Source organism: Sorangium sp. So ce1335 (genome assembly GCF_051521615.1).
Lineage (GTDB): Bacteria > Myxococcota_A > Polyangia > Polyangiales > Polyangiaceae > Sorangium.
Map to the genome: position 1 here is coordinate 10991218 of NZ_CP150363.1, position 26314 is coordinate 11017531.

The following is a 26314-nucleotide window of genomic DNA, read 5'->3' on the forward strand; positions in this document are numbered from 1 at the left end:
CGCGAGCGGAATACGGCCGCGCGCCACGCCGTCACTCAGCGGTAATTGTCCTTCGCGCGCCGTACGGCGGCGAACACGTCGGGCAGCGTGGCCCCCGGGAATCGCGCCTGCACGGAAGGCTCGCCGCAGCGCAGGAACGGGTTCGTCGCGAGCTCGTCGGCGATGGTGCTCCCCACCGTCGGCTCGCCGCGCTCGCGGGCCGCGCGGGCGGCCGCGAGCTTCTCGCGGACAGCCTCGTTCTCGGGCTCGACCGTCTCGGCGAAACGGAGGTTGTTCACGGTGTACTCATGACCGCAGAACACGCGCGTGCGCCCCGGGAGCGCGGCCAGCTTGGAGAGCGAGGCGTGCATCCCCTCCGGGGTGCCCTCGAACATGCGGCCACAGCCCCCGATGAAGAGCGTGTCCCCGGTGAACACGGCGTCGTCGACGCAGTAGGAGACGGCGCCGAGCGTGTGCCCGGGGACGTGGAGCGGCCGCAGCTCGAGGCCGGCGACCCGGACCGGCTGGCCCTCCTCGACGCGCTCGGTCTGCGCGGGCACGCGGCCGACGTCGCTCGAGTGCGCGTAGACGGGCAGGTCGCCGTAGCGCTGGCGGAGCGCCTCGTTGCCGCCGACGTGATCGTGGTGGTGGTGCGTGTTGACGATGGCGACCAGGCTGAGCTTCTCGCGCTCGAGCGCCTCGATGACCGGCGGGGCCTCCGAGGGGTCGATGACGATCGCCTCGCTCCGGCCGTCCGCGGCCACGAGGTAGGCGTAGTTGTCGCTGAGGCAGGGGACGGGGATGATGCGCATCGGGCGCGAACTATATCGCGGCGCTCGCGGTGCGCTCCGGAGAAAAACTGGAGGCGGAGACCGCAATGACTCGCGCTTGTCGACTTCGTTCGAAGCGGCGCGCGGGATGACGCTGGCGGGTCGCCTCGCGCCGTGACGCGGGCGGCGGCGTGTGGCAAGGGGCGGGCATGGCGTCGGCCGAGACCTCCATTCGCTACCGCATCGGCGTCGACGAGAACGGCCTTGGCCCGCGACTCGGTCCGATGGTGGTGACGGCGGTCCTCTCGCGCGTCACCGAGGCCGGCTGGGAGACCGCCGGCCGCGCGCCCCGCGGCGCCCTGGCCCAGCGGCTCGGCGACTCGAAGCAGCTCGTCGCGCACGGGGACGTCTCGCTCGGCGAGGCGTGGACCCGCGCCCTGGTCGCCCGCGGCTGCGGCCGCGCCGGGGCGCCCGGCGCCGCGTCGTCGGTGGACGAGCTGCTCCACGCCGTCGCGCTCGACGACCGCGCCGCGCTGCGCGCGCTCTGCCCGGGCCACGTCGAGGAGCAGTGCTGGTCGACCGAGGGCGAGGCGTTCACCGCGCCCGACAAGCTGATGCGCGCGATCGGCCGCGACCTCGACAAGCTCGCGGAGAAGGGGGTCGAGATCGTGGCCGTGCGCTCGATGCTGCTCTGCGCGAAGCGGATGAACGACGGCGTGCGCGCCGGCAAGAACCGGTTCCTGCTCGATCTCCACGCCATGGAGCGCCTCATCCTCGAGCTCGGCGGCCTCGCCGGCGCGGAGGTCTTCGCCGTCTGCGGCAAGGTCGGCGGCTTCGGCAAGTACGGCTCCGCCTTCGGCCCGCTCTCCGGGCGGCTGTACGCGGTGCTCGAGGAGGGCCGCGCCCGCAGCGCCTACCGCTTCCCCGGGCTCGGCGAGATCGCGTTCGTCCGCGACAGCGACGCCTCGGATCTCTGCGTCGCGATGGCGTCGATGGTGGGCAAGTACGTCCGCGAGGCGCTGATGGAGCGGGTCGCGCGCCATTACCAGCGCGCGGTCCCCGGCCTGCACGGGGCGAGCGGCTACCACGATCCGGTGACCACGGCGTTCATCGGGGCGACCCGCCTCGTCCGCCGCGCGCGCGCGATCCCCGACGACTGCTTCGAGCGGCGCGCCGCCGAGGGCGACGCCGCGCTCGAGAGCGGCAGCCCGTAACGCCGAGCCCGGCGCAGCGCGCATCCGCGCGCCGGCCGCGCGATCGGCATCGGCGGGGCGAAACCGACGGCGCTGCGCGGCGTAGGAGGGATGGTTACGCTACCCTTCCGGCAGGCCAGGTGGATATGAATTGGCTCCGCGCTGCTCGTCTTCTCTTCGCGCTCTTGCTCGTCGGGTGCGCCGCCTCGTTCGCGTGCCGGCGCGCTGGCGACGCGGGGCGGGCGGGCGAGGTTGCTCTCGGGTCCAAGGAGGCTGTGACGATGTCGGACAGAAGCTATCGCAAACCGTCGGATGAGGAGCTGCGCAAGCGGCTCACGCCGCTCGCGTACGAGGTCACCCAGCGCGACGCGACCGAGCCGCCGTTCCGCAACGCGTTCTGGAACAACCACGAGGCGGGCCTCTACGTGGATGCCGCGAGCGGCGAGCCGCTCTTTTCATCGCTCGACAAGTTCGACTCGGGCACCGGGTGGCCGAGCTTCACGCGCCCGGTCGAGCCGGAGCGGGTGGTGGCGCGCGTCGACCGGAGCCACGGCATGGTCCGGACGGAGGCCCGCTCCCGGGACGGCGACTCGCACCTCGGGCACGTCTTCGAGGACGGCCCTGCGCCGACCGGGCTGCGCTACTGCATCAACTCCGCGTCCCTCCGGTTCATCCCGGTGGATCGCCTCGAGGCCGAGGGGTACGGCGCCTACCGCGCCCTGTTCGAGGGCGGGGGCAAGGCGCCCGAGGCGCAGGCCGGCGCGAACGCGTGCGCCGTCCCGGCGCCGGGGAAGGCCCCGGGCTGCCAGACGACGCTCGAGACGGCCATCCTGGCGGGCGGCTGCTTCTGGGGGATGGAGGAGCTCCTCCGCGGGATCCCCGGCGTGCTCGAGACGGAGGTCGGTTACACGGGCGGCCGCACGGAGAGCCCGACCTACGAGCACGTGAAGACGGGCGCCACGGGCCACGCCGAGTCGGTGCGCATCGTCTTCGACCCGGCGAAGCTGTCCTATGCCGAGCTGCTCGAGAAGTGGTTCTTCCGGATGCACGACCCGACGACGCGCAACCGCCAGGGCAACGACGTCGGCACGCAGTACCGCTCGGCGATCTTCGTGACGACGCCCGAGCAGCGCCGCGTGGCCGAGGAGGTGAAGGCGCGCGTGAACCAGAGCGGCAAGTGGCGCGCGCCGCTCGTCACCGAGATCGTGGAGGCGGGGCCGTTCACGCGCGCCGAGGAGTACCACCAGAAGTACCTGGTGAAGTACCCCGGCGGGTACACGTGCCATTACATGCGCGACTGACGCGGCGGTGACGACTGGCCCATCGGCTCGCGATCGAGCCGGTGGGCGGGCGCTAGCGCGGCAGCTCGGAGAGAAAGAGAGTTAGAACCACAGAGGCACAGAGGGCACAGAGGAAGAGAGAGAATTTTTTATCTTCTCTCTCCCTCTGTGCCTCTGTGGTTCATTTCTGGTCTTTCCCGGGTCGGGCGGCGCTTCCCGGGATCAGCGTCCCCGCCCGTGGGAGCCGGCGGCCCCGCCTCCCTGGCGCAGGCCGCCGCGGCTCCGGTGCGGCGCGCTCAGCGGTTCGCGATGTGGATGGCGGCGCCCATCGCGTGGGCGGCGGCTTCCATCAGCGACTCGCCGAGGGTCGGGTGGGGGTGGATCGTGAGCGAGAGGTCCTCGAGGAAGGCCGCCATCTCGAGCGAGAGCGACGCCTCGCTGATCATCGTGCTGGCCTCCGGCCCCACGATGTGGACGCCGAGCACCTGCTTCGTCTTCTTGTCGGCGACGATCTTCACAAACCCCTCCGTCTCGTTCATGGCCATGGCCTTGCCGAGCGCCGCGAACGGGAACTTGCCGACGCTGATCTCGAGGCCCTTCGCCTTCGCCTCCGCCTCGGTGAGCCCCACCGTGGCGATCTCCGGATCGGTGAAGATCGCGCCCGGGATCGCGACCCAGTCCTTCTCGGCCTTGTGGCCCGCGATGACCTCGGCGACGATCTCGCCCTCCTTGGTGGCCTTGTGCGCGAGCAGCGGCGGGCCGCTGACGTCGCCCACGGCGTAGATCGACGGCACGTTGGTGCGGCCCGTCTTGTCCGTGGGGATGAACCCGCGCTGATCGACCGTCACGCCGACCTTCTCGAGGCCGAGGCCCTTCGAGCTCGGCCGCATGCCCACGGCGACGAGCACCGTGTCGACGACGATCGTCTGCTCCTTGCCCTCGATCTGGATCTTCACCCCGACCGAGCCGTCCTTCTGCTTCTCGTACCCGAGCGCCTTGGCGTTCTTGTAGATCGTGCCGCCGCGCTTCTGGATCTTGCGCTCGACGATCTTCGTGCAGTCCGGGTCGACGCCGGTGAGCAGGTCCGGGAGCGCCTCGACGACGGTGAGCTGCGAGCCGAACGCCTGGTAGACCATGCCGAGCTCGAGGCCGATGACGCCGCCGCCGATCACGAGCAGCCGCTTCGGGATGCGGCGCAGGCTCACCGCCTCCTTCGCGCCGATGATCGCGTCGCCGTCGAACTTGAACGTCGGGATCTCGATGGTGGTCGAGCCCGTCGCGATGACGATCCCCTTGGTCGCCTCGATCTGCTCCACCGAGCCGTCGGGCAGGGTCACGTCCACGCGCTTCGGCCCGACGATCGTCGCGGTGCCGGTGAGCAGGTCGGCGCCGTTGCCCTTGAGCAGCGACCTCACGCCGCCGGTGAGCTTCTTGACGATGCCTTCCTTCCAGTCCTGCATCGCGTTGGCGTCGAGCTCGACGCCGCTGACCTTGATCCCCATCGAGGCGCTGGCCTGCGACTTCTCGTAGAGGTGGGCGGCGGAGATCAACGCCTTGGAGGGGATACAGCCCCAGTTGAGGCAGACGCCGCCGGGCTGCTCCTTCTCGATGCAGAGCGTCTTCTGCTTGAGCTGAGCCAGCCGGATGGCGCAGGGGTAACCGCCGGGGCCGGCACCGATGACGATTGCGTCGTAGGTCTTCATCCTTGTCCTTTTGTGCGCTTCGGAGACTGGAATAGGGGCGCCGGGGTGGGCCAGGCAAGCCCCTCGCTGACCAGCCCTGAGGCCGCGCCCGCGACCGCGAGCCGTACCCTGGGGTCCGGCGGGCTTACACGACCTCGCACCGAGGGGAAATCCTCTCAGCGCCCGCCGTGCGCCGGCGCTTTCGGGGAGCGCAGGAGCTCCGCGCGCTGGTCGCGCAGGTGCCAGGGCAGCTCCGCGTAGACGTCGTCGAACAGCGTTTCGCGGGCGGGCGGGTCCATCGCCTCGACCTCCGCGACCGCGGCGGCGATCTCCGCGTTGAGCTCCGCCTCCAGGGCGGCCTCCGCGGCGTCGTCGAGCAGGCCGCGGGCGGCGAGGTGACGCCCGAGGCGCAGCAGCGGGTCGCGCCTCGTCCAGCGATCGACCTCCTCCTGCGACCGGTACCGGCTCGGGTCGTCGCTCGAGGAGTGCGCCCCGACGCGGTAGGTGAGCGCCTCGATGAAGGTCGGCCCGCCGCCGGCCCGGGCCCGCGCGACCGCCGCGGAGACGGCGCGGTAGACGGCGATGACGTCGTTGCCGTCCACCCGCGCCGACGGGACGCCGTAGGCCCGCCCCTTGATGGCGATGGTCCGGGACGCCGTCTGCCGCTCCGTCGGCACGCTGATCGCCCAGTGGTTGTTCTGGCAGATCAGCACGCACGGCACCCTGAAGACGGCCGCGAAGTTCATCGCGCTGTGGAAGTCGGGCTCGCTCGTCGCGCCGTCGCCCATGAACCCCACGACCACCGTGCTGTCGCGCCGCAGCTTCGCCGCCCACGCGGCGCCGACCGCCTGCGGGATCTGCGGGCCGATGCAGCTCGACCAGGACACCTGGTTCACGCGCCGGCCGCTCATGTGCGACGGCATCTGGCGCCCCTTGAGCAGGTCGCCCGCGTTGCCGAACACCTGGGCCACGTAGGTGCGGAGCGGGAAGCCGCGCACGAGCATCATCACGCTCTCGCGGAGCGCCGGGAAGATCCAGTCGCCGGGCTCGAGCGCGAGCGCCGTGGCGATCGGCGTCGCCTCCTGGCCGGTGCACGCGCCGTAGAAGCCGACCCGCCCTTGCCGCTGGAGCAGGAGCATGCGCGCGTCGAGCAGCCGGAGGCGCTTGATCTCCCGGTACGCGCGCAGCAGCAGCGCGTCGTCCAGACCGGGGTCGGTCGCGGGGTCGAGCGACCCGTCGTCGCGGAGGACGCTGAGCAGGCCCTCGTCGTCCGCTGCCATTTCCGCTCCCGCCGCTCCGGACGGAGGAGGAGCGTCGGCTGCGGGCCTCGTCGTGGCGCCGGGCGGCGTGGCTTCCAGCTCGCTCATGACCGGACGACCATACCGCGAAACGGCGGCGATCGCGGCGCCATCGGCCCGCCGGGACGGGCGCTCGCGCCCTGATCGCCCGCCGGAGCGAAGCGGCTCACATCCCCCGCGCCCACGCTCAGCCGAGGAGGACGCGGAACATCCGCTTGCTGTCGGAAAGGTAGTAATAGGCGGCGCGGTCGGTGTCGCCCATGAGCTCGAGGATGGCGCGCTCCATCTCGTCCGGGCTCAGCGTGTTGGACACTTCCCAGGTGCCCGGCGTGACCTCGTCGCCCTGCCACGGTCCGGCGCAGAGCGCGACGAGGCGCGCCCGGTTCGCCTCGTCGGCGATGGAGAAGGTGAGGATGTAATCGTGGTTGACGAAGCCGCTGTACAGCTTGTTGTCGCGCGGCATGGGGTCTCTCCCTGTCGTGGGCGCGGCGTCACCGCGGGCCGGGCGGCAGCGGCGCGGCCGCCTCGTCGTCGTCGTCCTCGTCGGGGCGGCGCGCGCCGAGCGTGAAGACGTGCAGCACGACGAGGCTCGCGCCGAGGAACACCTCGGCACGCCCCGCGAGCTCGGCGCGGCGATGGACGCGCTCGAGCTCCATGCCGAGCTCCCCCTCGCCGCGCTGGACGCCGTCGCGGTGGAGCGCGGCGATGCGCGGGGTGAGCGCCAGGCCGACGTACGCGGCGCAGCCGGCCATCACCATGGCGACCACGCGGCGCACGCGGGCCGCGCGGCCCGCGCCGCGACGCCCGGCCGCCCAGGTGCGCGCCACCTCCGCGCCGAGGAGGATCACCGCGGCGCCGAGCGCGAGCTGATCGAAGCGGGCGAACGCCGCGCTCATCGCGTCACCCGAGAAGGGGGCAGGGGCCAGCCGGAAGACGAACGGCGCGGCGCACGCGCCGAGCGCCACCATCCCGCCGGCCCAGGCGCCCGCCGCGAGCGCGGCCACGCTCGCGGCCACCCGGTCGATGAGGAAGCGGCGCGCCGCGGCGCGCTCTTCGGGTCCCGGGGCGAGGTCGGCCTCGCTGAACTGCGCTTCGTCGTTCATGCATCCACCTCGGTGGGGGCAGCGCGGCGTCCCGGCGACCTGCCCGCGGTTGGCTCCGTCCCTCTACGCCAACCTCGCCCGCGCCGCATGCCCCGCGCGGCCCGGCCGACGAGCGGCGCGGCGCATGGGGCGCGGCTCAGTCGCCGGGCGCCGTCCCCGCCCCCTCGGCGGCGATCGCGGCGAGCGCCTCCTCGACGGCCCCTTGGTCGGCCTTCCGGTCGTCGCCCTGCATCGCCGCGATCGCCGGGCGGGCGGCCTTGAGGCGGGCGCGACCGGCGGCCGCGACCGCGAGCGTGCGGCGGTGGCGGTCCCACGCGCCGAGCTCGCTCAGGATCTCGCGGATCGCGCGCTCGTGCCCCATGCGCGCGAGCGCGACGCGCGCGTGCCAGCGCAGCGGGTCGCGGCCGAAGCCGATCTTGAGCCCGAACGCGCGCCGCTCCAGCGCGCCCCGGGCGGCGTCCAGGCCGAGCTCGCCGCAGAGCTCGATGGCGGCGGCCTCGTCCTCGTGGTCGACCCCGCGGAGCTTTCCTTCGACGATCTCGACGAGCACCGGGTGGCCTGTCGGATCGCCGAAGCGCGCGGCGACGACCGCCGCCGCTGCCCGGACGAGCGGCGACGCATGGCCGAGCAGCGCCCGCGTCCGCTCCAGGGCGAGCGGCGGCAGGTCGCCGGTCGACTCCCCGAGCTCCTCGAACATCCGCAGGGCGATGTGGCAGACGAGCGGATCGCCGTCGTGCGTGGCCTGCATGACGGCGTCGATCGCGTCGGCCCGCTGCGCGCAGACGCGCGGGAACGCGATCACCGCCTGGAAGCGGACCTCGGGTCGCTCGTCCGCGAGGGCGCGCCGGAGCCGGCCGGTGGCGCGCCCGTCGCCGATCTCGCCGAGCGCCGTGATCGCCATCTGCCGGACGTGGGGGTCCGCGTCCTCGACGGCGAGGAGCAGGGCGGGGAGCGCCTCGACCGCCTTCGTGTCGGCGAGCGCGATCGCCGCGGCCGCGCGCACCGCCGCGTGCTGATCGGAGCGCAGCGCGCCCTCGACGGCGCGCAGGACCTGCTCCCGGGCCGTCGCGGCATACGGGACGAGATCGGTCACCGCCTCCACGCGCACGGCGGGCTTCTGCGATCCGACGTCGCGCAGCGCGGCCTCGAGCGTCCTCTTTGCAGGGGCCGGTCCAAACACGCGGCCAACGCTAGCACGGCCGACGCGCGACGCCGGATCGACCGCGCGGCGATCAGCCTCCGCCCGCGCCCCCGGCGCCGCCCGCGCCGCCCGCGCCGCCCGCGCCGCCCTCGTCGTCGGTGCCGCCGGCGCCGCCCGCGCCGCCCTCGCCCGCCGCGCCGCCGGCCGCGCCGCCGGCCCCGCCCGCGCCGCCGGCCCCGCCCTCGCCCGTACCGGAAGACCCGGGCGTGTAAGGCGTCCACGCGGGCTGCTCCGGAGCGGCCCCGCAGATCCCGGGCGTGCCCTCGGCGTCGCCCGGCGGCTCGCCGGACGCGCTCGGCGAGGAGGACGGCTGCGGCAGGCATGCCTTCCAGCCGTCCGGATCGCTGTCGATGATCACGGCGTTGCGCTCGCCCGGCGCGGTCGCCGCGGCATCGCCGATCGCGCGCAGCGGCACGCACGCGTAGCCGCCCCGGCAGTCGTCGTCGTCGTCGCACGTGGCCATGCAGAACGTCCGCTCGAACCGCGGCCAGCGGACGTTCTCGAGCGCGCTGCACGCCTGATCCAGCACCGGGTTGAACGCGACGCAGACGCTGCTGCCGAAGCAGCTGTTCGGCTCGCAGTTGAACTTCGTGCAGTAGCCGCCCGGCTGGGTGGTGTCGCAGAAGAGCTCTTGCTCCTGCTGGATGCAGTCGAGCGACGTGACGCATTCATCCCCGATCTGCGGGCCGCACCCGGCGAGCAGCGAGGAGACGCCGAGGAGGACGAGCAGGGGGGCGGGCCCGGTGAGGCGGAGCATCGAGGAGGGCCGCTTAGTACCGGCAGGGGCGCCCGCGCGCAAGCGCGCGATACGCGCGGCTCTGGCGCGCGGAACCGACGCCACGTTCCGCCCGAATTGACACCCTGCTGCCTGGCCTCTACAAACGAGCGGACCGGGGTTGACCCCGGAGAATGAAGCGAAGGTCATGGCGACTTACATCACTGAAGACTGCATCAACTGCGGCGCCTGCGAGCCGGAATGCCCGAACGAAGCCATCAGCGAGGGCGATGAGATCTACGTGATCGATCCGGAGCTCTGCACGGAATGCGTCGGCTTCTATGACCACGAAGCGTGCCAGGCCGTGTGCCCCGTCGAGTGCTGCCTGCCCAACCCGCAGATCGTGGAGACCGAGGAGGCCCTCATCGCGCGCGCCATCAAGCTCCACCCCGACGATGCCGATCTGCAGAAGCGGGCCGCCGCCAACGACTACCCCTCGCGCTTCCGCAAGTAGCGCCGCTTCTCGATCCACATCACGCCGCCAGCCGGGCCGCGCTCGTCATGGCTCCGATGGCTCCGTCGGTTCGATGCTGCACCCGGCTGGCCCCGTGATCCGGCGCTGGGCCGCAGGGCTCCTTGCGCTCGCGTGCGCGGGCTGCCACGGCGGCGGACCGCTCCTCCATCCCGCCCACGTGCTCCGTCCCGGCACGGTGAGCTTCGGCGCGGGCGTGTCCGGCGCGATGGTCCTCGCCGGCGCGACGGCCGCCCCGCCCGACGGGGAAGCGAGCGCCGGCGGCGGTCCGGCGGCGACCGAGGACGCCGCGCGGCGCAAGCTCTCCGAGATCGCCGTGGCGCCCGGCGTGGCGCCCTGGGCCAGCGCGCGCGTCGGGATCGAGGGCGACAACGAGGCGGGGCTGGCGTACACGGGGCGCGCCCTCCGGCTCGACGGGCGCCATGCGTTCCCGCTCGGCGAGGCGTCGGCCCTGTCGGTCGGCCTCGGCGCCTCGGCGCTCTTCGCGGGCGGGCCCGGCTCCGAGGGGAGCGACGTCCACGGCGCGGGGATCGACGTCCCCGTCCTGCTCGGCTTCCGGTCGGACGCGGACCTCTACGCGCTGTGGTTCGGCCCGCGGCTCGGGTTCGAGCTCCTCGGCGGCGAGGTGCGGCTGCCCGCTGCCGGCGCGACCGCGGGCCCGCTCGTCGACGCGTCGGGCCAGCACCTCCGGGTCGGGTTCGTGCTGGGCGTGCGCGGCGGGTTTCGCCATGTGCATGTGGCCCTGGAGGCCACAGCGACCTACCACCACGCCCGGGGCGAGATCGCCGGCGCTCCGGTCTCGATCGACCAGGGGACCGTCGTTCCGGGCGGCGGTCTCACGGTCACCTTCTGACGCGGCCGTAACCGCGGCGCGGGCACGTCAACCGCACGGATTTTCTTGCATTTTCTGTGGCCTGCGCAGGCGCTTGCCCGCCCGGAGGACCGGCCTTAGACTCGGATCTATGCGTCCCAACGGCGCCCTCTCCACCTCATGCCTCGTCCTCGCCGGTGCGGCTCTCATCGGCTGCTCGGCGCCTGTCGCCGGCGACGACGCGGCCGACGCCAGCGGGGTGGTCACCCAGGGGGTCGTCCGCGTCGAGCGCGCGATCAACCTGAGCCGGGACGACGCCTGGACGACCTCGGCCGTCGAGTTCGACGAGGCGGCGCTGCCGAGCGCCGCCGTCGAGGGGGCGGGCTCGGTCACCAACGTCTCCGCGAAGTTCATGCGCCTCTCCTCCGCGGCCGATCCCGAGCTCGCCGAGCGGGTGGTCGGCTCGACCTTCGATCTGCCGTCCGCCGGCAGCTGCATGGTCCTCTCGCCCGCCGGCGACGAGGCGGCGACCAGCCTGAGCGCGATCGGGCCGATCGAGCTCCTCGACGCGGGCGACGTGACGATGAGGACCGACAGCGCGGCAATGCCGCTCGCGGCCCGCGCATTCCCCGACGTGGGCGATCTCGTCTTCGGGGTGTTCTACACGTCGCGCGACGCCACGAGCGATCTGCCGGCGCCGGCGCGTTACGTCTTCGAGAGCTCCGGCACCGGGCTGCTCGATCGGTTCTCCTTCGAGGCCGACGCGCCCGCGGGCCCCGAGGAGGTGCGGGTCGGCGACGCCGATCTGGCCGACGGTGTCCAGCTCGACGCCGGGGTGGGCGCCGTCGTCCAGTGGCGCGCCGACGAGGGCGCCGAGGCGGGCCGGTCGCGGGACGTCATCTACGTCGACGTGACGTCCGCGCGCGGCACGGCCGTGCGGTGCGCCTTCAAGGACACCGGGCGGGGCGTGATCCCGGGCTCCCTGCTCGATCCGTCGACGCTCGGGCCCCTGCCGGCGGACGCGACGCTGGCCGTGCACCGCACGCGGCAGGTGCCGTTCAGCGCCTCGGGGATCGACCTCGGCGAGGTGCGCTTCGATCTCTCCGTGATCGGCCGCGCCCGCATCGCCGCGCACTGACGGTTTGACGGCCGACGTCGGGGTGGCGTTCGAGGACCTGCGACGGCGCGCGGCCGAGCTCGCCGCGATCGGGCAGCGCGCCCGCGGCGCCGCGCTCCTCGTGGCCGCCGGCGATCACGCCGGCGCCTCGGAGCTGCTCGAGCGGGCGTGCGACTTCGTCGGCGCCGCCCGCGAGGCGCTGGCGGCGGAGGACCCGGCCCGCGCGGCCCTGATGGCCGCGCTCGGCGGCGACGAGGCGCTCGCGCGCGAGGCGCTCGATCTGGTCGCCGCCACGGCGCCCCGCGACGCCGCGCTGCGCGTCGCCGCCGACCTCGCGGCGCGCGGGTTCGCCCGCCACGCCGGCGCGCTGTTCGCGGCGCTCGGCGCGCACGCCGCGGCCGCGGAGGCGTTCACGGCGGCGCAGGACGCGCGCCGCGCCGCCGAGAGCTTCGAGCTCGCCGGCCGCCCCGCGGACGGCGCGCGGGTGCTCGAGGCCGCGCTCCGCCGGCGCCCGGACGACGCGGCGGCGTGGCTCGCGCTCGGCGAGCTCCTCGCGCGCCACGGCCGCGCCGAGGCCGCGGTCCGGGCGCTGCAGCGGCTGCCGCCCGACGCGCCGGAGCGCGCCCGCGCGCTGCCGCTGCTCTCCAGGTGCCTGGGCGAGCTCGGGCTCGACGACGCCGCGCGGACGGTGCGCGAGGAGATCGCCCAGCGCGGCACGCCCGGTCCGGAGTCGCTCCCGCCGCCCGACGTCGGCGTCGGCGCTCCGGGGCCCGGCGCGCCCGCCGCCGGGCCGCTCGCAGCGGGGCCGCTCCTCTTCGGGCGCTACGAGACGCTGCGCGAGGTCACGGCCACGCCGCACGCGCGCGTGGTGGAGGCGCGCGACCGGATCACGGCGGAGCGCGTGGCGGTGAAGATCTTCGCGGGCGCGGCGTTCGGAGCGGGCCGCGACGCGCTCCTCCGGTTCGAGCGCGAGGCGCGCGCCCTCGCCCAGCTCCGGCACCCGAACGTCGTCGCGCTCCGCGCGTACCACCCGGAGGGGCCCGCGATGGTGCTCGCCTGGATGGCCGGCGGGTCCCTCGTCGAGCGGCTGCGGGGCGAGCCGGTCGCGCCCGCGCGCGCCGTGGAGATCGCGTGCGCGCTCCTGTCCGCGCTCGGCGAGGCGCACCGGCTCGGCATCCTCCACCGCGACGTGAAGCCGAGCAACGTGCTCTTCGACGAGGTCGGGACGGCGCACCTCGCGGACTTCGGCGCGGCGCACCTCGGCGACCTCTCGACGACCGCGACGGCCGGCGCGATCGGGACGTTCGCGTACATGTCGCCGGAGCAGCGCATGGGCCGGCCGGCGACGCTGGCGAGCGACCTGTACGGCGTGGGCGCGGTGCTCGCCGAGCTGCTCACCGGGGAGCCGCCCGCCCCGGCGGTGGCCGGGCTGCTCGATCCCGCGCCGAGCGAGGTCCACCCGGACCTCACGTCGGCCCACGACGCGGTCGTGGCGGCGCTGCTCGCGGAGGACCCGGCCGCGCGGCCCGCCGACGCGTTCGAGGCGCGGCGCGCGCTCACCGCGCTCTCCTGGCCGGAGCGCGCGCGGCCGCAGCGGTCGCGCGCGAGCGCGCGGCCTCGGGCGAGCGAAGCGCCGCCCTCGACGGCGGCGCGGCTCGCGGCGACCCTGGAGGTCGGCGACGGCCGGGACACGGAGGGGCGATGGCGCGACGCCTGGCTCGATCGCGACGTCCTCGTGCTGCAGCTCGACGACGCGACGCTCGCGCGCGCCCGCGCGTTCGCGCGCGCCGGTCACGCGGCGCTGCCGTGCGTGCTGCGGGTCGACCTCGCCGCCGGCGAGATCTGGGTGGCGCTGCCCCTGGGCCGCGCGCTGGCCGACGAGCGGCGCGCGCTGACCCGGGGCCAGCGCGCGCGCCTCGGCGAGGCGATCGCGGCGCTCCACGCCGCGGGGGGCGCGCACGGGTGCATCGACGGCCAGCACCTCTACCTCCACGACGGCGAGGTCGCGCTCGCCTACCCGCGCGGGGCTCCGGGCGACGTGAGCGACGTGAGCGACGTGAGCGACGTGAGCGACGTGAAGGAGATGGCCGCGCGGGATCTCGCGGCGCTCCAGGAGCTCGCCAGGGATGCGCTGGACGAGCCCTAGCTCTCGACGTCCCGAGCCGTCAGCGGGCTACGGGGCCGGCGAGGGCGAGCGCCCGTCGAACGGGGAGCACAGCGCGTACTCTTCGCGCTTCGTGATGCTGTAACAGCAGTAGTCCCCGTCGTAGTCGGGCTCGCTGTCCACCGACTCGACCGGTCCCTGGCACGCGTCGCTGCCGAAGTACTCGAGCGCTTCCGCCTGGGAGGGGCAGGCCCCCTCGAGCTCGGTCCACTCGAAGCACCCGACCTTGTCGCACCCGGTGGTCGCGACGGCGAGCGCCAGGGCCGCGAGCGGAGGAAGGGCCCCGACGGGGCAACGCGCAAGGGCCGAACGGATCCTCGAGATCATGGGCTCTCCCGGACAGGGGCGCTGCGCGCGCCCGGGGCGAGCATACTCCGGTTCGGACGAAGCCGGCTGCCCTGGAGAGCGACAAGCCTCGCCGAGCAGGCTTGCGCCACGCGCCGCGCGTCGCGCCGCGGCTGCTGGTCGATCCGGGGCGGCTGGAGTACACGACAGCATGGCGACCGGAGAGCAGGGGGCCCGGGTGGTGCGCGCGCCGCGCGGGAGCGAGCGGAGCTGCAAGGGGTGGATCCAGGAGGCCGCGCTCCGGATGATCCACAACAACCTGGATCCGGAGGTCGCGGAGCGGCCCGACGATCTCGTCGTGTACGGCGGCACCGGGAAGGCCGCGCGATCGTGGGAGGCGTTCGACGTGATCGTCCGCGAGCTCCGGGAGCTCGAGGACGACGAGACGCTCCTCGTGCAGTCGGGCAAGGCGGTGGGCCGCTTCCGCACGCACCCCGACGCGCCGCGCGTGCTCCTCGCCAACGCGAACCTCGTGGGCCGGTGGGCGACGTGGGACGAGTTCCGGCGGCTCGAGGCGCTCGGCCTGACGATGTACGGGCAGATGACCGCGGGCTCGTGGATCTACATCGGGTCGCAGGGCATCGTGCAGGGCACCTACGAGACGTTCGTCGCCGCGCGCAAGGCGCACGCGGCGCGCGTCCAGGGCGGCGGGCGCTGGGTGCTCACCGCGGGCCTCGGCGGCATGGGCGGGGCGCAGCCGCTCGCAGCGACCATGGCGGGCATGGCCTGCCTCGGCGTCGAGATCGATCCGGCGCGCATCGAGAAGCGGCTCCGCACCGGCTACGTCGACGAGCGCATCGACGATCTCGACCGCGCGCTCGACGCGGTTTTGGAGAGCGTCCGGCGCGGCGCGCCGCGCTCGATCGCCGTCTGCGGCAACGCCGCCGACGTCTACCCGGAGCTCGTGCGCCGCGGCGTCACGCCGGACCTCGTCACCGAGCAGACCGCCGCGCACGATCCGCTGGTCGGTTACGTCCCGCCGGGGCTCACGCTGGAGCAGGCGGCGGAGCTCCGCGCCAAAGGCCCCGGGGAGTACGTGGCGCGCGCGAAGGAGGGGATGCGGATCGAGGTCGACGCGATGCTCGCCATGCGGCGGCGCGGGGCCGAGGTGTTCGACTACGGCAACAACATCCGCACCTGCGCGATGGAGGCGGGCTGCCAGGACGCGTTCGCGATCCCGGGCTTCGTGCCGGCGTACGTGCGCGAGCTGTTCTGCCAGGGCAAGGGCCCGTTCCGGTGGGTCGCGCTCTCCGGCGACCCCGAGGACATCCTCGCCACCGATCGCGCGGTGCTCGAGGCCGTCCCGGGCGACCCCGATCTCCGGCGCTGGATCGAGCTCGCGGAGCAGAAGATCGCGTTCCAGGGGCTGCCGTCGCGGATCTGCTGGCTCGGGTACGGCGATCGCGCGAAGGTCGGGCTCGCCTTCAACGAGCTCGTGCGCACCGGCCGGGTGAAGGCGCCGATCGTGATCGGGCGCGACCACCTCGACTGCGGGTCGGTCGCGTCGCCGTTCCGGGAGACGGAGGCGATGAAGGACGGCTCGGACGCGATCGCCGACTGGGCGATCCTCAACGCGCTCGCGAACACCGCCGGCGGCGCGTCGTGGGTGAGCTTCCACCACGGCGGCGGCGTCGGGATCGGCAACTCGCTGCACGCCGGGATGGTGATCGTCGCCGACGGCACCGAGGCCGCCCGGCGCAGGCTCGAGCGGGTGCTCACCATCGATCCGGGGATGGGGATCATCCGGCACGCCGACGCGGGGTACGAGACGGCGATCCGCGTCGCCGACGAGAAGGGCGTCAGGGTGCCGCACCGGGCGGGGTGACGCGTGGACGGCCGGGCGCGCGCGCCGCGCCGGCCCTCGCGCTCACCCGGCGGCGTTCCGCTGGCGCGAGCGTCACCTGCGGGGGGCGCGCGGCTTGTCCTTGCTGGCCGGGCGGGCGCCGGCGGGCACCGGCGCCGCCGCCGGCTCGGGCGCGCCCCGGAGGGCGCGCAGCCGCGCGATCTCCTCCGCGTAGCCGCGCCGCTCCTTGGAGAGCGGCGGCAGCTCGATCACCGCGGGCACGCGCGCGAGCCGCGCGTCGTTCGCGAGGCGCCAGAACGGCGCGAGCCCCATCTCCCCGTCGCCGATGCGCTCGTGCCGATCGAGCCGCTGACCGAGCGCCGCCTTCGAGTCGTTCACGTGCATGCACCGCAGCCGGTCCATGCCGAGCAGCCGGTCGAAGTCGCCCCAGAACCGCTCGTAGCCGGCCTCGCTCCGGAGATCGTGCCCCGCTGCGAAGGCGTGCTGGGTGTCGATGCAGACGCCGAGCCGCGCCCCCGCGGGCCCGGCGCGCTCGATCATCGCGGCGATCTGATCGAGGCGGTCGCCGAGCGTCGTCCCCTGCCCGGCCATGTTCTCGATGCAGAGCTGCGCGCGGAGCCCCTCCCCCCGCGAGAGCACAATCGCGAGGCTCTCGCCGATGCGATCGAGGCCGGCCTCCTCGCCGAGGCCGCGGTGCGCGCCCGGGTGGAACACGACGAAGTCGATCCCGAGCGCGTCGCACCGCGCGAGCTCCTGGTACAGCGCCTCCCGTGAGCGCTCGAGGATCACCGGATCGTCGGCGCACAGGTTGATGAGGTAGCTCGCGTGGGCGAGCGTCCGACCCGCGCCGGCCCAGGGCGCGCGCGCGCCGCGGAACGTGGCGACTTGCTCCGCGCTCAGCGAGGGCTCACGCCACTGGCCCGAGACCTTGGTGAAGATCTGCAGCGCCTCGCAGCGATCCTCCCCCGCCAGCGCGATCGCGCGGTGGAGACCGCCGGCCACGGATTCATGCGCCCCGAAGATCATGGCCGCACGGCTTGGGTCCCATCCCCCGCACCGGCAAGCCATTGCGCCGAACGCGCCCGTTCTGCCACGACGCTCGCGACGCGCGCGCGAGCGCAGACCCCCGGAACACGGCGTCCAACGCTCCGCGACGACCCGATCCTGCGAGCAAAGATGCGAGCAAACCCCATGCCTGGATGGCGCGAACCCCGGTTCGCGGCACCTCGCCCTTGACGCGTTCCTGCCCAGGCGCGAATTGAGCGGCCTTCCTGGAGTCTCGATGAGCCATATGGGTGTTACGAACGGGGCTGGGGCCAGAGGGGTGGAGCCCGGGGCGCCGGGTGAAGCTGGCCGCCAAGAGATCGCGGCGGCCCCGCCGCTTGTGCCGTCGCACGTGCTCTCGGGCAAGCGGCTCGTGGTGGTCGGTGGCACCGGGTTCCTCGGCAAGGTCTGGCTGGCCATGCTGCTCGCGAGGTTCCCGGAGATCGCCCACATTTATCTGCTCGTCCGGGCCAAGGAAGGCCAGTCGCCCGAAGAGCGCTTCTGGTCGCAGATCGCCACCTCGCCGGTGTTCGATCCGATCCGCGAGCAGCACCCCGGGCCCGCGTTCGAGGAGTACCTCCGGCAGAAGATCACCCCCATGAACGGCAACGTCGGCCAGCCGCTGCTCGGGCTCGGCGACCGCGTGGGGGAGCTCACCGGCAACATCGCCGCGGTCGTGAACGTCGCCGGCGTCGTCGACTTCAACCCCCCGCTCGACGAGGCGCTCGAGGTCAACGCGTTCGGCGTCAGCAACCTCGTCGAGCTCGCGCGGACCCTCGGGGCCAAGGTGATGCACACGAGCACCTGCTTCGTCGCAGGGTACCGCTCCGGGCTCATCGAGGAGAACCACCCGGCCGAGATCCCCTTCCCCCGCGCCGCGGGCGAGACGTGGTTCGGCGCCGCGTGCCCGAAGCGGACGCTCGATCGATCGCACTGGGACCCGCAGCGCGAGATCAGCGAGTGCCTCGACCTCGTGAAGCAGGCCCGCCAGCGGTGCGAGGACGCCTTCCGGCAGAGCGCCTTCCTCGACGAGGCCAAGGCGAACCTCGCCGCGCGCGGCGAGCCGGGCCGCGGCACCGCGCTCGAGAACGAGCTCGCCCGGGTGAAGCGCAAGTTCATCAAGGACCGGCTCGTCGAGGCCGGCAAGGAGCGCGCGCTCTTCTGGGGGTGGACCAACATCTACACCTACACGAAGAGCATCGGCGAGCAGGTGCTCGCCAGCTCGGGGCTGCCCTTCACCATCGTCCGCCCCGCCGTCGTGGAGACGGCCGTCGAGTTCCCGTTCTGCGGCTGGAACGAGGGGGTCAACACCTCGGCGCCCTACCTCTACCTGGCCTCGAAGGGCCAGGTGCAGTTCCCGGGCGACCACGACGTGCGACTCGACCTGATCCCCGTCGACATGGTCGCGAGCGGCATGATCGCCTCGCTCTGCGAGCTCATCGACGGCCGCGCGCCCGCCGTGTACCAGTACGGGACCACCGACACGAACGGCTGCCGCGTGACGCGCTACCTGGAGCTCGCCGGGCTCTATAAGCGGCGGCAGGTCTTCGAGGGGAAGAAGACCGCCCTCTTCGACATCGTGTCGTCGCGCTTCGAGCCGCGCGGGCTCACCCGGCAGCAGTACAACGCGCACGGCGCGCGGGCGATCGAGGGCGCGCTGCGCGGCCTGGGCGGCCTGCTGAAGACGGCCGGCGTCGGCCCCGCCGCCGCCCTCCTCAAGCCGGCCGCCGCCGCGCTGGAGAGCGCCGCCAGGACCGAGCAGCGGACGGCCATGCTCCTCGAGGTCTTCATGCCGTTCGTCGCGGAGGCGGACTGGGTCTACTCCTGCGCCAACACGCGCGCGGCCATGGCGCGCATGCCGCCCGAGGAGCGCGCGCGCTTCGTCTGGGCGCCCGAGAAGATCGACTGGCGCGACTACATCTGGAACGTCCACCTCCCCGGCCTGGAGAAGTGGGCCTTCCCGATCATGGAGGACATGCTCCGCCGGGAGATCAAGGCGCTCCGGCCCTACGACAGCCTCGTCGACCTGCTCGACGAGGTCGCCGAGCGCTTCGATCACGCGCTCTCCGTCCAGCGGATCGAGCCGGAGGGGCTCTCGCGCACGAGCTACCGCGAGCTCCGCGACGCGGCCTGCAAGACGGCCGCGCGCCTCGCCGCGCTCGGCGTCCGCCGCGGCGATCGCGTGGCGCTCTCCGGCGCGAACCAGCCGGCGTGGCCCATCGCCTACTTCGGCATCCTCCGCGCGGGCGCGGTCGCCGTGCCGATCGACCCCGCGCTCGACGCGAAGGCGTTCGCTGCCATCGTCCGCTCGTCGACGGCGAAGGTCGTCCTCTGGGACAGCGACGTGGAGGCGAAGGTCGGCGCCGACGTGCGCGCGGCGCTGCCGAACCTGTACGCCTTCGATCTCGTCGGCTTCCCCGAGGGCCGCGCGGCCGATCTCGGCCCGGCGTCGGGCGACGGGCTCGCGCCGCCGGACGTGCGCGTGGGCAGCGAGGACGTCGCGAGCGTCGTCTACACGAGCGGCACGACCGGGGAGCCGAAGGGCGTGCTGCTCACGCACGGCAACTTCACCGCGCTGCTCGCCTCCCTGGCCCCGCTCTTCCCGCTCAAGGCGAGCGACCGCGTGCTCAGCGTGCTGCCGCTCCACCAGACCTTCGAGGTCACCTGCGGCCTGCTCCTGCCGCTGTCGCAGGGCGCGCGGATCATCTACCTCGACGAGGTCTCGGCCGACCGGGTGAGCGAGGGGCTGAAGCGGGCGCGCGTCACCGCGATGGTCGGCGTGCCGGCGCTCTGGCAGATGCTGGAGCGCAAGATCGTCGCCAGGATGAAGGAGCAGGGGCCGGCCGCGGCCGCCGCGTTCAACTGGGCCATGGAGCTGAACCGCATGCTCGGCAAGCGCTTCGGGCTGAACGCGGGGCGGCTCTTCTTCGGCAGCGTCCACGACGCGCTCGGCGGCAACGTCCGCTTCCTCATCTCCGGCGGCGCGGCGCTCCCCAGGGACACGGCCGCCGTGTTCAAGGGGCTCGGCCTGCCGCTCGCCGAGGGCTACGGGCTGACCGAGGCGGCGCCGCTCCTGACCGTCGCCAAGGCCTCGCCCGCGGCGAGCCCCGGGAACGTGGGCAAGCCGCTCCCCGGCGTGCAGATCAAGATCGCGAACCCCGACGCGAACGGCGTGGGCGAGGTGCTCGCGCGCGGCCCCAACGTCATGAAGGGCTACGCTGACGCCCCCGACGCGACCCAGGCGGCGCTCGACGCGGACGGCTGGCTCCACACCGGCGACCTCGGCAAGCTCGACAAGCAGGGGCGGCTCGTCCTCGTCGGCCGGCAGAGCGAGGTCATCACCGCCGCGAAGGGCGAGCACGTGTACCCGGCCGAGATCGAGCGCACGCTCGGCAAGGTCGATCACGTGAAGGAGCTCGCGATCGTCGGCATCGACAACGGCCGCGGCGGCGAGCAGGTCGCCTGCCTCGCGGTCCCCGCGCCGCCCGACCCGAAGGACGCCGCTGAAGACGAGGCGCTCGCGTGGGCCCTGCAGCAAGAGCGCGCGCTCGAGGCGCTCCGGACGGCGATCCAGGCGCTGCCCAAGCCGTGCCACCCGATGGCCCTGCACCTCCACGACGCGGACCTGCCGCGCACGGCGTCCGGCCAGGTGAAGCGCGCCGAGGTGAAGGCGATCGTCGCGCGCCTCGCCGCCGAGGCGACCGCGTCCGCCGACGCGGGCGCGGCGAGCCTCGCGCAGGACGCCGGCGCGACGGCCATGGAGCCGAAGGAGCACGCGCCCGGCGCGGAGCCGATCCACATCCCGCGCCCGGTGGCCGACTTCGCCAAGCACTGGATGAACAAGGTCCAGTCCGGCTTCTACGGGAACGTCATGCGCCCGAAGGTCTACGGGCGCGCGTTCATCCCGCACAACCGCAACACGATCGTGGTCTCGAACCACGCGAGCCACCTCGACATGGGGCTCGTGAAGTACGCGCTGGGCAGCTACGGCGACGGCATCGTCTCGCTGGCGGCCCAGGACTACTTCTTCGAGGGCAACCGCTGGCGGCGCGCCTACTTCGAGAACCTCACGAACCTGGCGCCGTTCGACCGCAAGGGCGGGCTCCGCACGGCGCTGCGCCAGACCGGCGAGATCCTGGACCGCGGGCGGACGGTGCTGCTGTTCCCCGAGGGCACGCGCAGCCCCGACGGCAGCATCCTGGAGTTCAAGCCGGCGATCGGGCACCTCGCGCTCACGCACAACGTCGACATCCTCCCCCTCTACCTGGGGGGCACCTTCGAGGCGCTGCCGAAGGGGCGCAGCGTCCCGGTGCGCCGCGACCTGCTCGCGCGCATCGGGCCGCCGCTCGAGATCGCCGACCTCAAGCGGCTCACCGCCGGGATGAAGTACGCGGTGGCCTGCCGCAAGGTCGCGGAGCTCACGCAGCTCGCCGTGATCAAGCTGCGGGACGGCGGCGCCCTCGACCTGAAGCGGGTCGAGAGCATCGACCAGGCGGCGAGCACGAAGGAGCACCCGCTCACGCTCCTGTTCCGCGAGCTCGAGGCGAAATACGTGGCCGGGCGGGTCACCCAGCCGATCACCTACTACGTCACGCTCGGCGCGGAGGAGGAGGCAAAGTGGACGCTGCGGATCGATCCGGCCGGCTGCGAGGCGCGGATCGGCAAGCCGATCCAGCAGGCGGACTGCGTCCTCAAGACCACGCCGGAGATCTTCACGAAGATCGTCCGCGAGGCCTACACGCCGACCCCGATGGAGTTCATGACGGGCCTCGTGAAATCGAACGACATCTCCCTCCTCCAGACCTTCCAGAAGGTGTTCGACCTCGCATGAGCCGCTACCTCGTCACCGGCGCGACCGGCTTCCTTGGCTCGCACCTCGTCACCGAGCTCCGCGGGGCGGGCCACGACGTCGTGGCGCTCTGCCGCGCGGAGGCGCCCGCGCTCGCGCTCGTCGAACAAGGCGTGGAGATCCGCCGCGGCGACATCCTCGACGCGGCGTCGGTCCGCGCCGCCGCCGGGGGCTGCGAGGGGCTCTTCCACTGCGCCGGCCGCGTCTCGCGGCGCCGCGAGGACGCCGAGGCGCTCTACCGGGCCCACGTCGAGGGGACCAAGATCACCCTCGACGCCTGCCGCGACGCGGGGGTGAAGCGCGCGGTGATCGCGAGCACGAGCGGCGTCGTCGCCGTGAGCCGGGACCCGGGCGACATCCGCGACGAGACGGCGCCCCCGCCGATCGATCTCATCGCCGGCTGGCCGTACTACCGATCGAAGCTGTACGCCGAGCGCGCGGCGTTCGATCGCAGCGGGCCGGGGTTCGAGGTCGTCGCGGTCAACCCGAGCATCCTGCTCGGGCCGGGGGACGTCCACGGCGCGTCGACGGGCGACGTCGCGAGCTTCCTCGAGCGCCGGCTGCCCTTCATCCCCGCGGGCGGCCTCTCCTTCGTCGACGCCCGGGACGCGGCCCACGGCATGGTCCTGGCCATGGAGAAGGGCCGTCCGGGAGAGCGCTACCTGCTCGGCGCCGCGAACATGAGCCTGGAGGTCTTCTTCCACCGCCTCGCGCGCATCTCGGGCGTCCCCGCCCCCGCCCTGCGGCTGCCCCGGAGCGTCGCGCTCGCGAAGGCGGGCGCGCACCTCATCGAGCGGGCGCGCAAGCGGCTGCCGTTCGATCTGCCGGTCGACCCGGTGTCGGCGGAGATGGGCCAGCACTTCTGGTACCTCGACGCCACAAAGGCCCGGCGCGAGCTCGGGTGGACGCCGCGCGACCCTCTCGAGACGCTGGCGGACACCGTCGCGGACCTGCGCGCGCGCGGCGTTGTCTGGCCGCAGGCGTAGGTCGATCGCGGAGCGCGCGGCAACATCGCGCACCGAGGGCGCCCGCGTCGAGGGCGGTCGCGGTCGCGGTCGCGCTGTGCGCTGAGGACGCGCGCTGAGGACGCGCGCTGAGGACGCGCCCGCGGGCGCGGCGCGGCCGCGGGCTGAGGACGCGCTCGCGGCCGCGCCGCGCGCCGGGACGCGCTGGCGCGGCGATGACAGCACGCTGCTCCAGGCTCCATCGCGCCCCGTCGCCCCCCGCACGCGCCAAGTTGCCCCGCGTGATGGCGTTACGCCACAGCCGCGCTCGGCACCGGCGCCCGCGAGCGCCGCGTCGAGCCGCGATCCTGGGCGGTCCGTCGCTTGCAATACGGGCTCGCCAGCGAAGAGCCTGGCAACGGCGAGGAAGCGAACGTGGTGAGGCCGCCTCTGTCCACCGATACACCGAATGCGGACGCGATCCAGGTGGGGCTCGTGTTGATGGAGATCGGGCGGGATGGCCGGGTGGCCTTCGCCAACGCGCCGGCGCGCGAGATCTCGTTCGCCTACGAGGACCTCGACGGGCAGACCCCGCACGTGACGGACGCCGACGGCGCGCCGATCGCGCCCCACGAGCGGCCGCGGGCCCGCGCCCTCCGGGGTGAGGCGTTCGGCCCCCTGGTGACGCACTGGAAGACCGGCGGCGGGGACGTCGCGCTCATCGTCCGGTGCGATCCCGTCGACCTCGAGCGAAAGCTCGCCGCGCTGACCTTCGTCGACGTGACCGCCTTCCAGCGATGGACGGACGACTCGCGCGCCGCGCTCGCCGCGCGCGACGAGTTCCTGTCGATCGCGGCGCACGAGCTGAGATCGCCCCTCAACGCCCTGCTCCTCACGCTCCATCGGGTCAAGCTCCGCGTCCCGACGGATGGATCGCCCACGGAGCTCGACCGGCTCGTCGACATGTCACAACGCCAGGTCGATCGCCTGACCAGCCTGGTCCAGAACCTGCTCGACGTGACCCGGATCCGCGCCCGCCGGCTCGAGCTCGATCTCGAGCCGAAGGATCTGCTCCAGATCGTGCGCGAGGCCGCCGAGGCGCTCTCCGAGCACGCCCGCGCGGCCGGGACGCCGGTCCGGATCGCGGCCAGCGAGCCGATCCACGGCCTCTGGGATGGCGCGCGCATCGAGCAGGTCGTCCAGAACCTGCTCACGAACGCGCTGAAATACGCCGGAGGAAGCCTCATCGAGGTCTCCCTCGCGCGCGAGGGGGCGACCGCCAGGCTCACCGTCCGCGATCACGGGCCCGGCATCGCCGCGGCGGACTGCGACCGGGTGTTTCAGCCCTTCCAGCGGATCGCGTCCACCTACAAGTCGCAGAGCCTCGGGCTCGGCCTCTACATCGTGCGGGAGATCGTCCAGGCGCACGGCGGCAGCATCACCATCGAGTCGCCCGACAGCGGCGGGGCTGCGTTCGTCGTGCGCCTGCCCGTGGAGAAGCCGACAGCAGAGACATCAGCGGAGCTGCCATGACGCAGGGACGTGAAACCAGGCCGGGCGCACAGGTGCCCTCGACGGACGACCGAACGGACGACGGCCCGAGCGCGGAGGTCCCTCGGCTGGAGACGAGCATTCCGAGGCTCGACTACATCCTGAAGGGCGGCTTCCTCCGGAACGGGACCTACGCCCTCATGGGCCCGCCCGGGAGCGGAAAGACGATCTTCGGCAACCAGCTCTGCTTCGAGCACGTGCGGAGGAGCGCGGGCGCGCGCTGCGTCTACGTGACGCTCCTCGTCGAGTCGCACAGCAAGATGATCCGCCACCTGAGCGGGATGAAGTTCTTCGACCCGCGCATGATCCCGGACCGCATCTATTACATCAGCGGTTACCCGGCGCTCCGCGATCAGGGGCTCGCCGGGCTGCTCGATCTCCTGCGCCGCACGCTGCGCGAGCGCCGCGGCACGGACGTGCTCGTGATCGACGGGCTCGAGAGCGTCGAGCAGCGCGCGCCCAGCGCGCTCGCTTACCGCGAGTTCGTGCACGAGATCCAGGGGCTCTCCACGCTGAGCGACTGCACGACGTTCCTCCTCTCTAGCATGCGAGATCGGTCGCACGCCGAGAACGCGCTCGTCGACGGCGTCATCGAGCTCACCGACCAGCTCATCGGACCGAGGGCCGTCCGGGAGCTCACGGTCCACAAGTTCCGCGGGAGCGACTGCCTGCGCGGCAAGCACGAGGTCGAGATCACCGCGTCCGGGATGATCATCCACCCTCGCACCGAGATCCAGTTCGACAGCCCGCGGGCGAGCGCGACCGAGGAGCGCAAGCGGATGGGCTTCGGCATCGAGAGCTTCGATGCGATGATCGAGGGCGGGCTGCCCTCGGGCTCGGCGACCGCCCTCCTCGGCGCGCCGGGTACCGGCAAGACGCTCCTCGGGCTCTCGTTCCTCGCCGAGGGGGCGAGGAGGGGCGAGGAGGGCGTCTATTTCGGCTTCTACGAGCCTCCGCCGAGGCTCTGCGAGAAGGCCAGGAAGGTCGGTATCGACCTCGATACCCACATCCGACAAGGTACGATCCGGCTCATCTGGCAGCCGCCGCTGGAGCACATGATGGACTCGCTGGCGGAGCAGCTCATCGAGCTGCTCCGCCAGGACCCGAAGCCGCGGCGCCGGCTGTTCATCGACGGCATCGAGGGCTTCCGGGCCGCGTCCGTCTACCCGGACCGGATGCCGCGGTTCCTCTCGGCCTTCACCAACCAGCTCAGGATGCTCGACGTGACCACGGTGGTGACCGAGGAGCTGGATCTGTTCACGCCCCTCATCAAGATGCCCAACCCCGAGCTCGGGAACGTGGTCGAGACCGTCATCCTGCTCCGCTACGTCGAGCTCAGGTCGCAGATCCACCGGCTCATCTCGGTCATGAAGATGCGAGAGAGCGTCTATGACAGGTCGATCCGCGAGTTCGTGATCTCCGAGCGCGGGATCGAGGTGGCGAGCTCGTTCCGCTCGGCGGAGCGCATCCTCTCGGGTCAGGCGCAGCTCCTCGCCGGGCTGCAGGAGAGCGAGGAGGAGCCGTGACGACGGTGCTCGTGGTGGACGACGAGACAGACCTCCTCGCGTGCATCGAGGGGCTGCTCGAGGACGAGGGGTACTCGGTCGTGACGTACCCGGACGGCAAGCAGGCGCTCGACTACCTGCGGGAGGCCCGCCCAGACCTCGCCCTGGTGGACCTGATGATGCCGATCATGAGCGGGTTCGACCTGGTGAAGGCCGTGAAGGACGAGCCGCGGCTCGACGGCATGCCGATCGTCATCATGAGCGCGGTGGAGCAGCGCCAGGAGCTGCTCCAGAAGCTCGGCGACAGGGTGCACGCCGTGCTCAAGAAGCCGTTCACGGCCGACAAGCTCCTCGGCACGATCCGCAGGCTGCTCGCCGCGCCCGCGGCCGCGTCGGCCCCCTCCGCCCCCTGAGGCGCCGCCGCGGC

Annotated in this window: 21 protein-coding genes; 12 read left to right on the forward strand and 9 right to left on the reverse strand. The window is 73.3% G+C overall.

Annotation, left to right across the window (positions count from 1 at the left end; all coding sequences use genetic code 11):
* Nucleotides 1-35: 35 nt before the first annotated feature.
* Complete coding sequence (gene gloB, locus WMF24_RS41175) at nt 36-791, reverse strand: hydroxyacylglutathione hydrolase (protein WP_437732927.1); 756 nt, start codon at nt 789-791, stop codon at nt 36-38.
* 167 nt (nt 792-958) lie between these two features.
* On the opposite strand from gloB, the gene WMF24_RS41180 reads away from it, so the two are divergent.
* Entirely contained in the window at nt 959-1963 is a 1005-nt protein-coding gene (locus WMF24_RS41180) for a hypothetical protein (RefSeq protein ID WP_437732928.1), read from the forward strand.
* A 125-nt stretch (nt 1964-2088) separates the two neighbouring features.
* Nucleotides 2089-3243, forward strand: coding sequence for a bifunctional methionine sulfoxide reductase B/A protein (locus WMF24_RS41185; protein ID WP_437732929.1), 1155 nt, complete (start codon nt 2089-2091; stop codon nt 3241-3243).
* A gap of 275 nt (nt 3244-3518) precedes the next feature.
* On the opposite strand, the gene lpdA is transcribed toward WMF24_RS41185, so the two are convergent.
* The 6 genes from lpdA to WMF24_RS41215 form a co-directional block, all read right to left on the reverse strand.
* A complete protein-coding gene (lpdA, locus tag WMF24_RS41190; RefSeq protein WP_437732930.1) occupies nt 3519-4925 on the reverse strand; it encodes a dihydrolipoyl dehydrogenase in 1407 nt (468 codons plus the stop codon).
* A 155-nt stretch (nt 4926-5080) separates the two neighbouring features.
* Nucleotides 5081-6271 (reverse strand): thiamine pyrophosphate-dependent dehydrogenase E1 component subunit alpha, encoded by a 1191-nt coding sequence (locus tag WMF24_RS41195; protein WP_437732931.1) that lies wholly within the window; start codon nt 6269-6271, stop codon nt 5081-5083.
* A gap of 118 nt (nt 6272-6389) precedes the next feature.
* Nucleotides 6390-6665, reverse strand: a complete 276-nt coding sequence (locus tag WMF24_RS41200; RefSeq protein ID WP_437732932.1) for a hypothetical protein — start codon at nt 6663-6665, stop codon at nt 6390-6392.
* Between the two features lie 28 nt (nt 6666-6693).
* On the reverse strand, nt 6694-7305 hold the full coding sequence (locus WMF24_RS41205; protein WP_437732933.1) for a DUF4149 domain-containing protein: 612 nt from the start codon (nt 7303-7305) through the stop codon (nt 6694-6696).
* Nucleotides 7306-7441: 136 nt separating this feature from the next.
* Complete coding sequence (locus tag WMF24_RS41210; protein ID WP_437732934.1) at nt 7442-8485, reverse strand: HEAT repeat domain-containing protein; 1044 nt, start codon at nt 8483-8485, stop codon at nt 7442-7444.
* Nucleotides 8486-8537: 52 nt separating this feature from the next.
* A complete protein-coding gene (locus WMF24_RS41215) occupies nt 8538-9263 on the reverse strand; it encodes a hypothetical protein (RefSeq protein ID WP_437732935.1) in 726 nt (241 codons plus the stop codon).
* A gap of 166 nt (nt 9264-9429) precedes the next feature.
* Between WMF24_RS41215 and WMF24_RS41220 the strand changes: the two genes are divergently transcribed.
* The 4 genes from WMF24_RS41220 (at nt 9430) to WMF24_RS41235 (ending at nt 13827) form a co-directional block, all read left to right on the forward strand.
* Nucleotides 9430-9735 carry a YfhL family 4Fe-4S dicluster ferredoxin gene (locus WMF24_RS41220; RefSeq protein WP_061610113.1) on the forward strand — a complete coding sequence of 102 codons (306 nt, stop codon included), beginning with the start codon at nt 9430-9432 and terminating at the stop codon, nt 9733-9735.
* A 73-nt stretch (nt 9736-9808) separates the two neighbouring features.
* Nucleotides 9809-10606, forward strand: a complete 798-nt coding sequence (locus WMF24_RS41225) for a hypothetical protein (protein ID WP_437732936.1) — start codon at nt 9809-9811, stop codon at nt 10604-10606.
* 109 nt (nt 10607-10715) lie between these two features.
* Nucleotides 10716-11702 (forward strand): hypothetical protein, encoded by a 987-nt coding sequence (locus WMF24_RS41230; protein ID WP_437732937.1) that lies wholly within the window; start codon nt 10716-10718, stop codon nt 11700-11702.
* A gap of 4 nt (nt 11703-11706) precedes the next feature.
* Complete coding sequence (locus WMF24_RS41235; RefSeq protein ID WP_437732938.1) at nt 11707-13827, forward strand: protein kinase domain-containing protein; 2121 nt, start codon at nt 11707-11709, stop codon at nt 13825-13827.
* Between the two features lie 27 nt (nt 13828-13854).
* On the opposite strand, the gene WMF24_RS41240 is transcribed toward WMF24_RS41235, so the two are convergent.
* The gene (locus WMF24_RS41240; RefSeq protein WP_437732939.1) at nt 13855-14172 is read right to left on the reverse strand and encodes a hypothetical protein; all 318 of its coding nucleotides are present in this window, start codon (nt 14170-14172) and stop codon (nt 13855-13857) included.
* Between the two features lie 169 nt (nt 14173-14341).
* Here WMF24_RS41240 and hutU point away from each other — a divergent pair, with 169 nt between their 5' ends.
* The gene (gene hutU, locus WMF24_RS41245; protein WP_437732940.1) at nt 14342-16015 is read left to right on the forward strand and encodes a urocanate hydratase; all 1674 of its coding nucleotides are present in this window, start codon (nt 14342-14344) and stop codon (nt 16013-16015) included.
* A gap of 72 nt (nt 16016-16087) precedes the next feature.
* Here hutU and WMF24_RS41250 read toward each other — a convergent pair whose 3' ends face one another.
* Entirely contained in the window at nt 16088-17020 is a 933-nt protein-coding gene (locus tag WMF24_RS41250; protein ID WP_437732941.1) for a deoxyribonuclease IV, read from the reverse strand.
* A gap of 370 nt (nt 17021-17390) precedes the next feature.
* On the opposite strand from WMF24_RS41250, the gene WMF24_RS41255 reads away from it, so the two are divergent.
* From WMF24_RS41255 to WMF24_RS41275, 5 genes are all read left to right on the forward strand, one after another.
* Nucleotides 17391-21869: an AMP-binding protein gene (locus WMF24_RS41255; protein WP_437732942.1), complete on the forward strand. Its 4479-nt coding sequence runs from the start codon at nt 17391-17393 to the stop codon at nt 21867-21869.
* Nucleotides 21866-22873, forward strand: coding sequence for an NAD-dependent epimerase/dehydratase family protein (locus WMF24_RS41260; RefSeq protein WP_437732943.1), 1008 nt, complete (start codon nt 21866-21868; stop codon nt 22871-22873). The genes WMF24_RS41255 and WMF24_RS41260 overlap by 4 nt, the downstream gene beginning before the upstream one ends.
* A gap of 393 nt (nt 22874-23266) precedes the next feature.
* Nucleotides 23267-24364 carry a sensor histidine kinase gene (locus tag WMF24_RS41265; RefSeq protein ID WP_437732944.1) on the forward strand — a complete coding sequence of 366 codons (1098 nt, stop codon included), beginning with the start codon at nt 23267-23269 and terminating at the stop codon, nt 24362-24364.
* Complete coding sequence (locus WMF24_RS41270) at nt 24361-25908, forward strand: RAD55 family ATPase (RefSeq protein WP_437732945.1); 1548 nt, start codon at nt 24361-24363, stop codon at nt 25906-25908. The genes WMF24_RS41265 and WMF24_RS41270 overlap by 4 nt, the downstream gene beginning before the upstream one ends.
* On the forward strand, nt 25905-26300 hold the full coding sequence (locus WMF24_RS41275) for a response regulator (RefSeq protein ID WP_437732946.1): 396 nt from the start codon (nt 25905-25907) through the stop codon (nt 26298-26300). Before WMF24_RS41270 ends, WMF24_RS41275 begins: the two co-directional genes overlap by 4 nt.
* Nucleotides 26301-26314 lie beyond the last annotated feature (14 nt).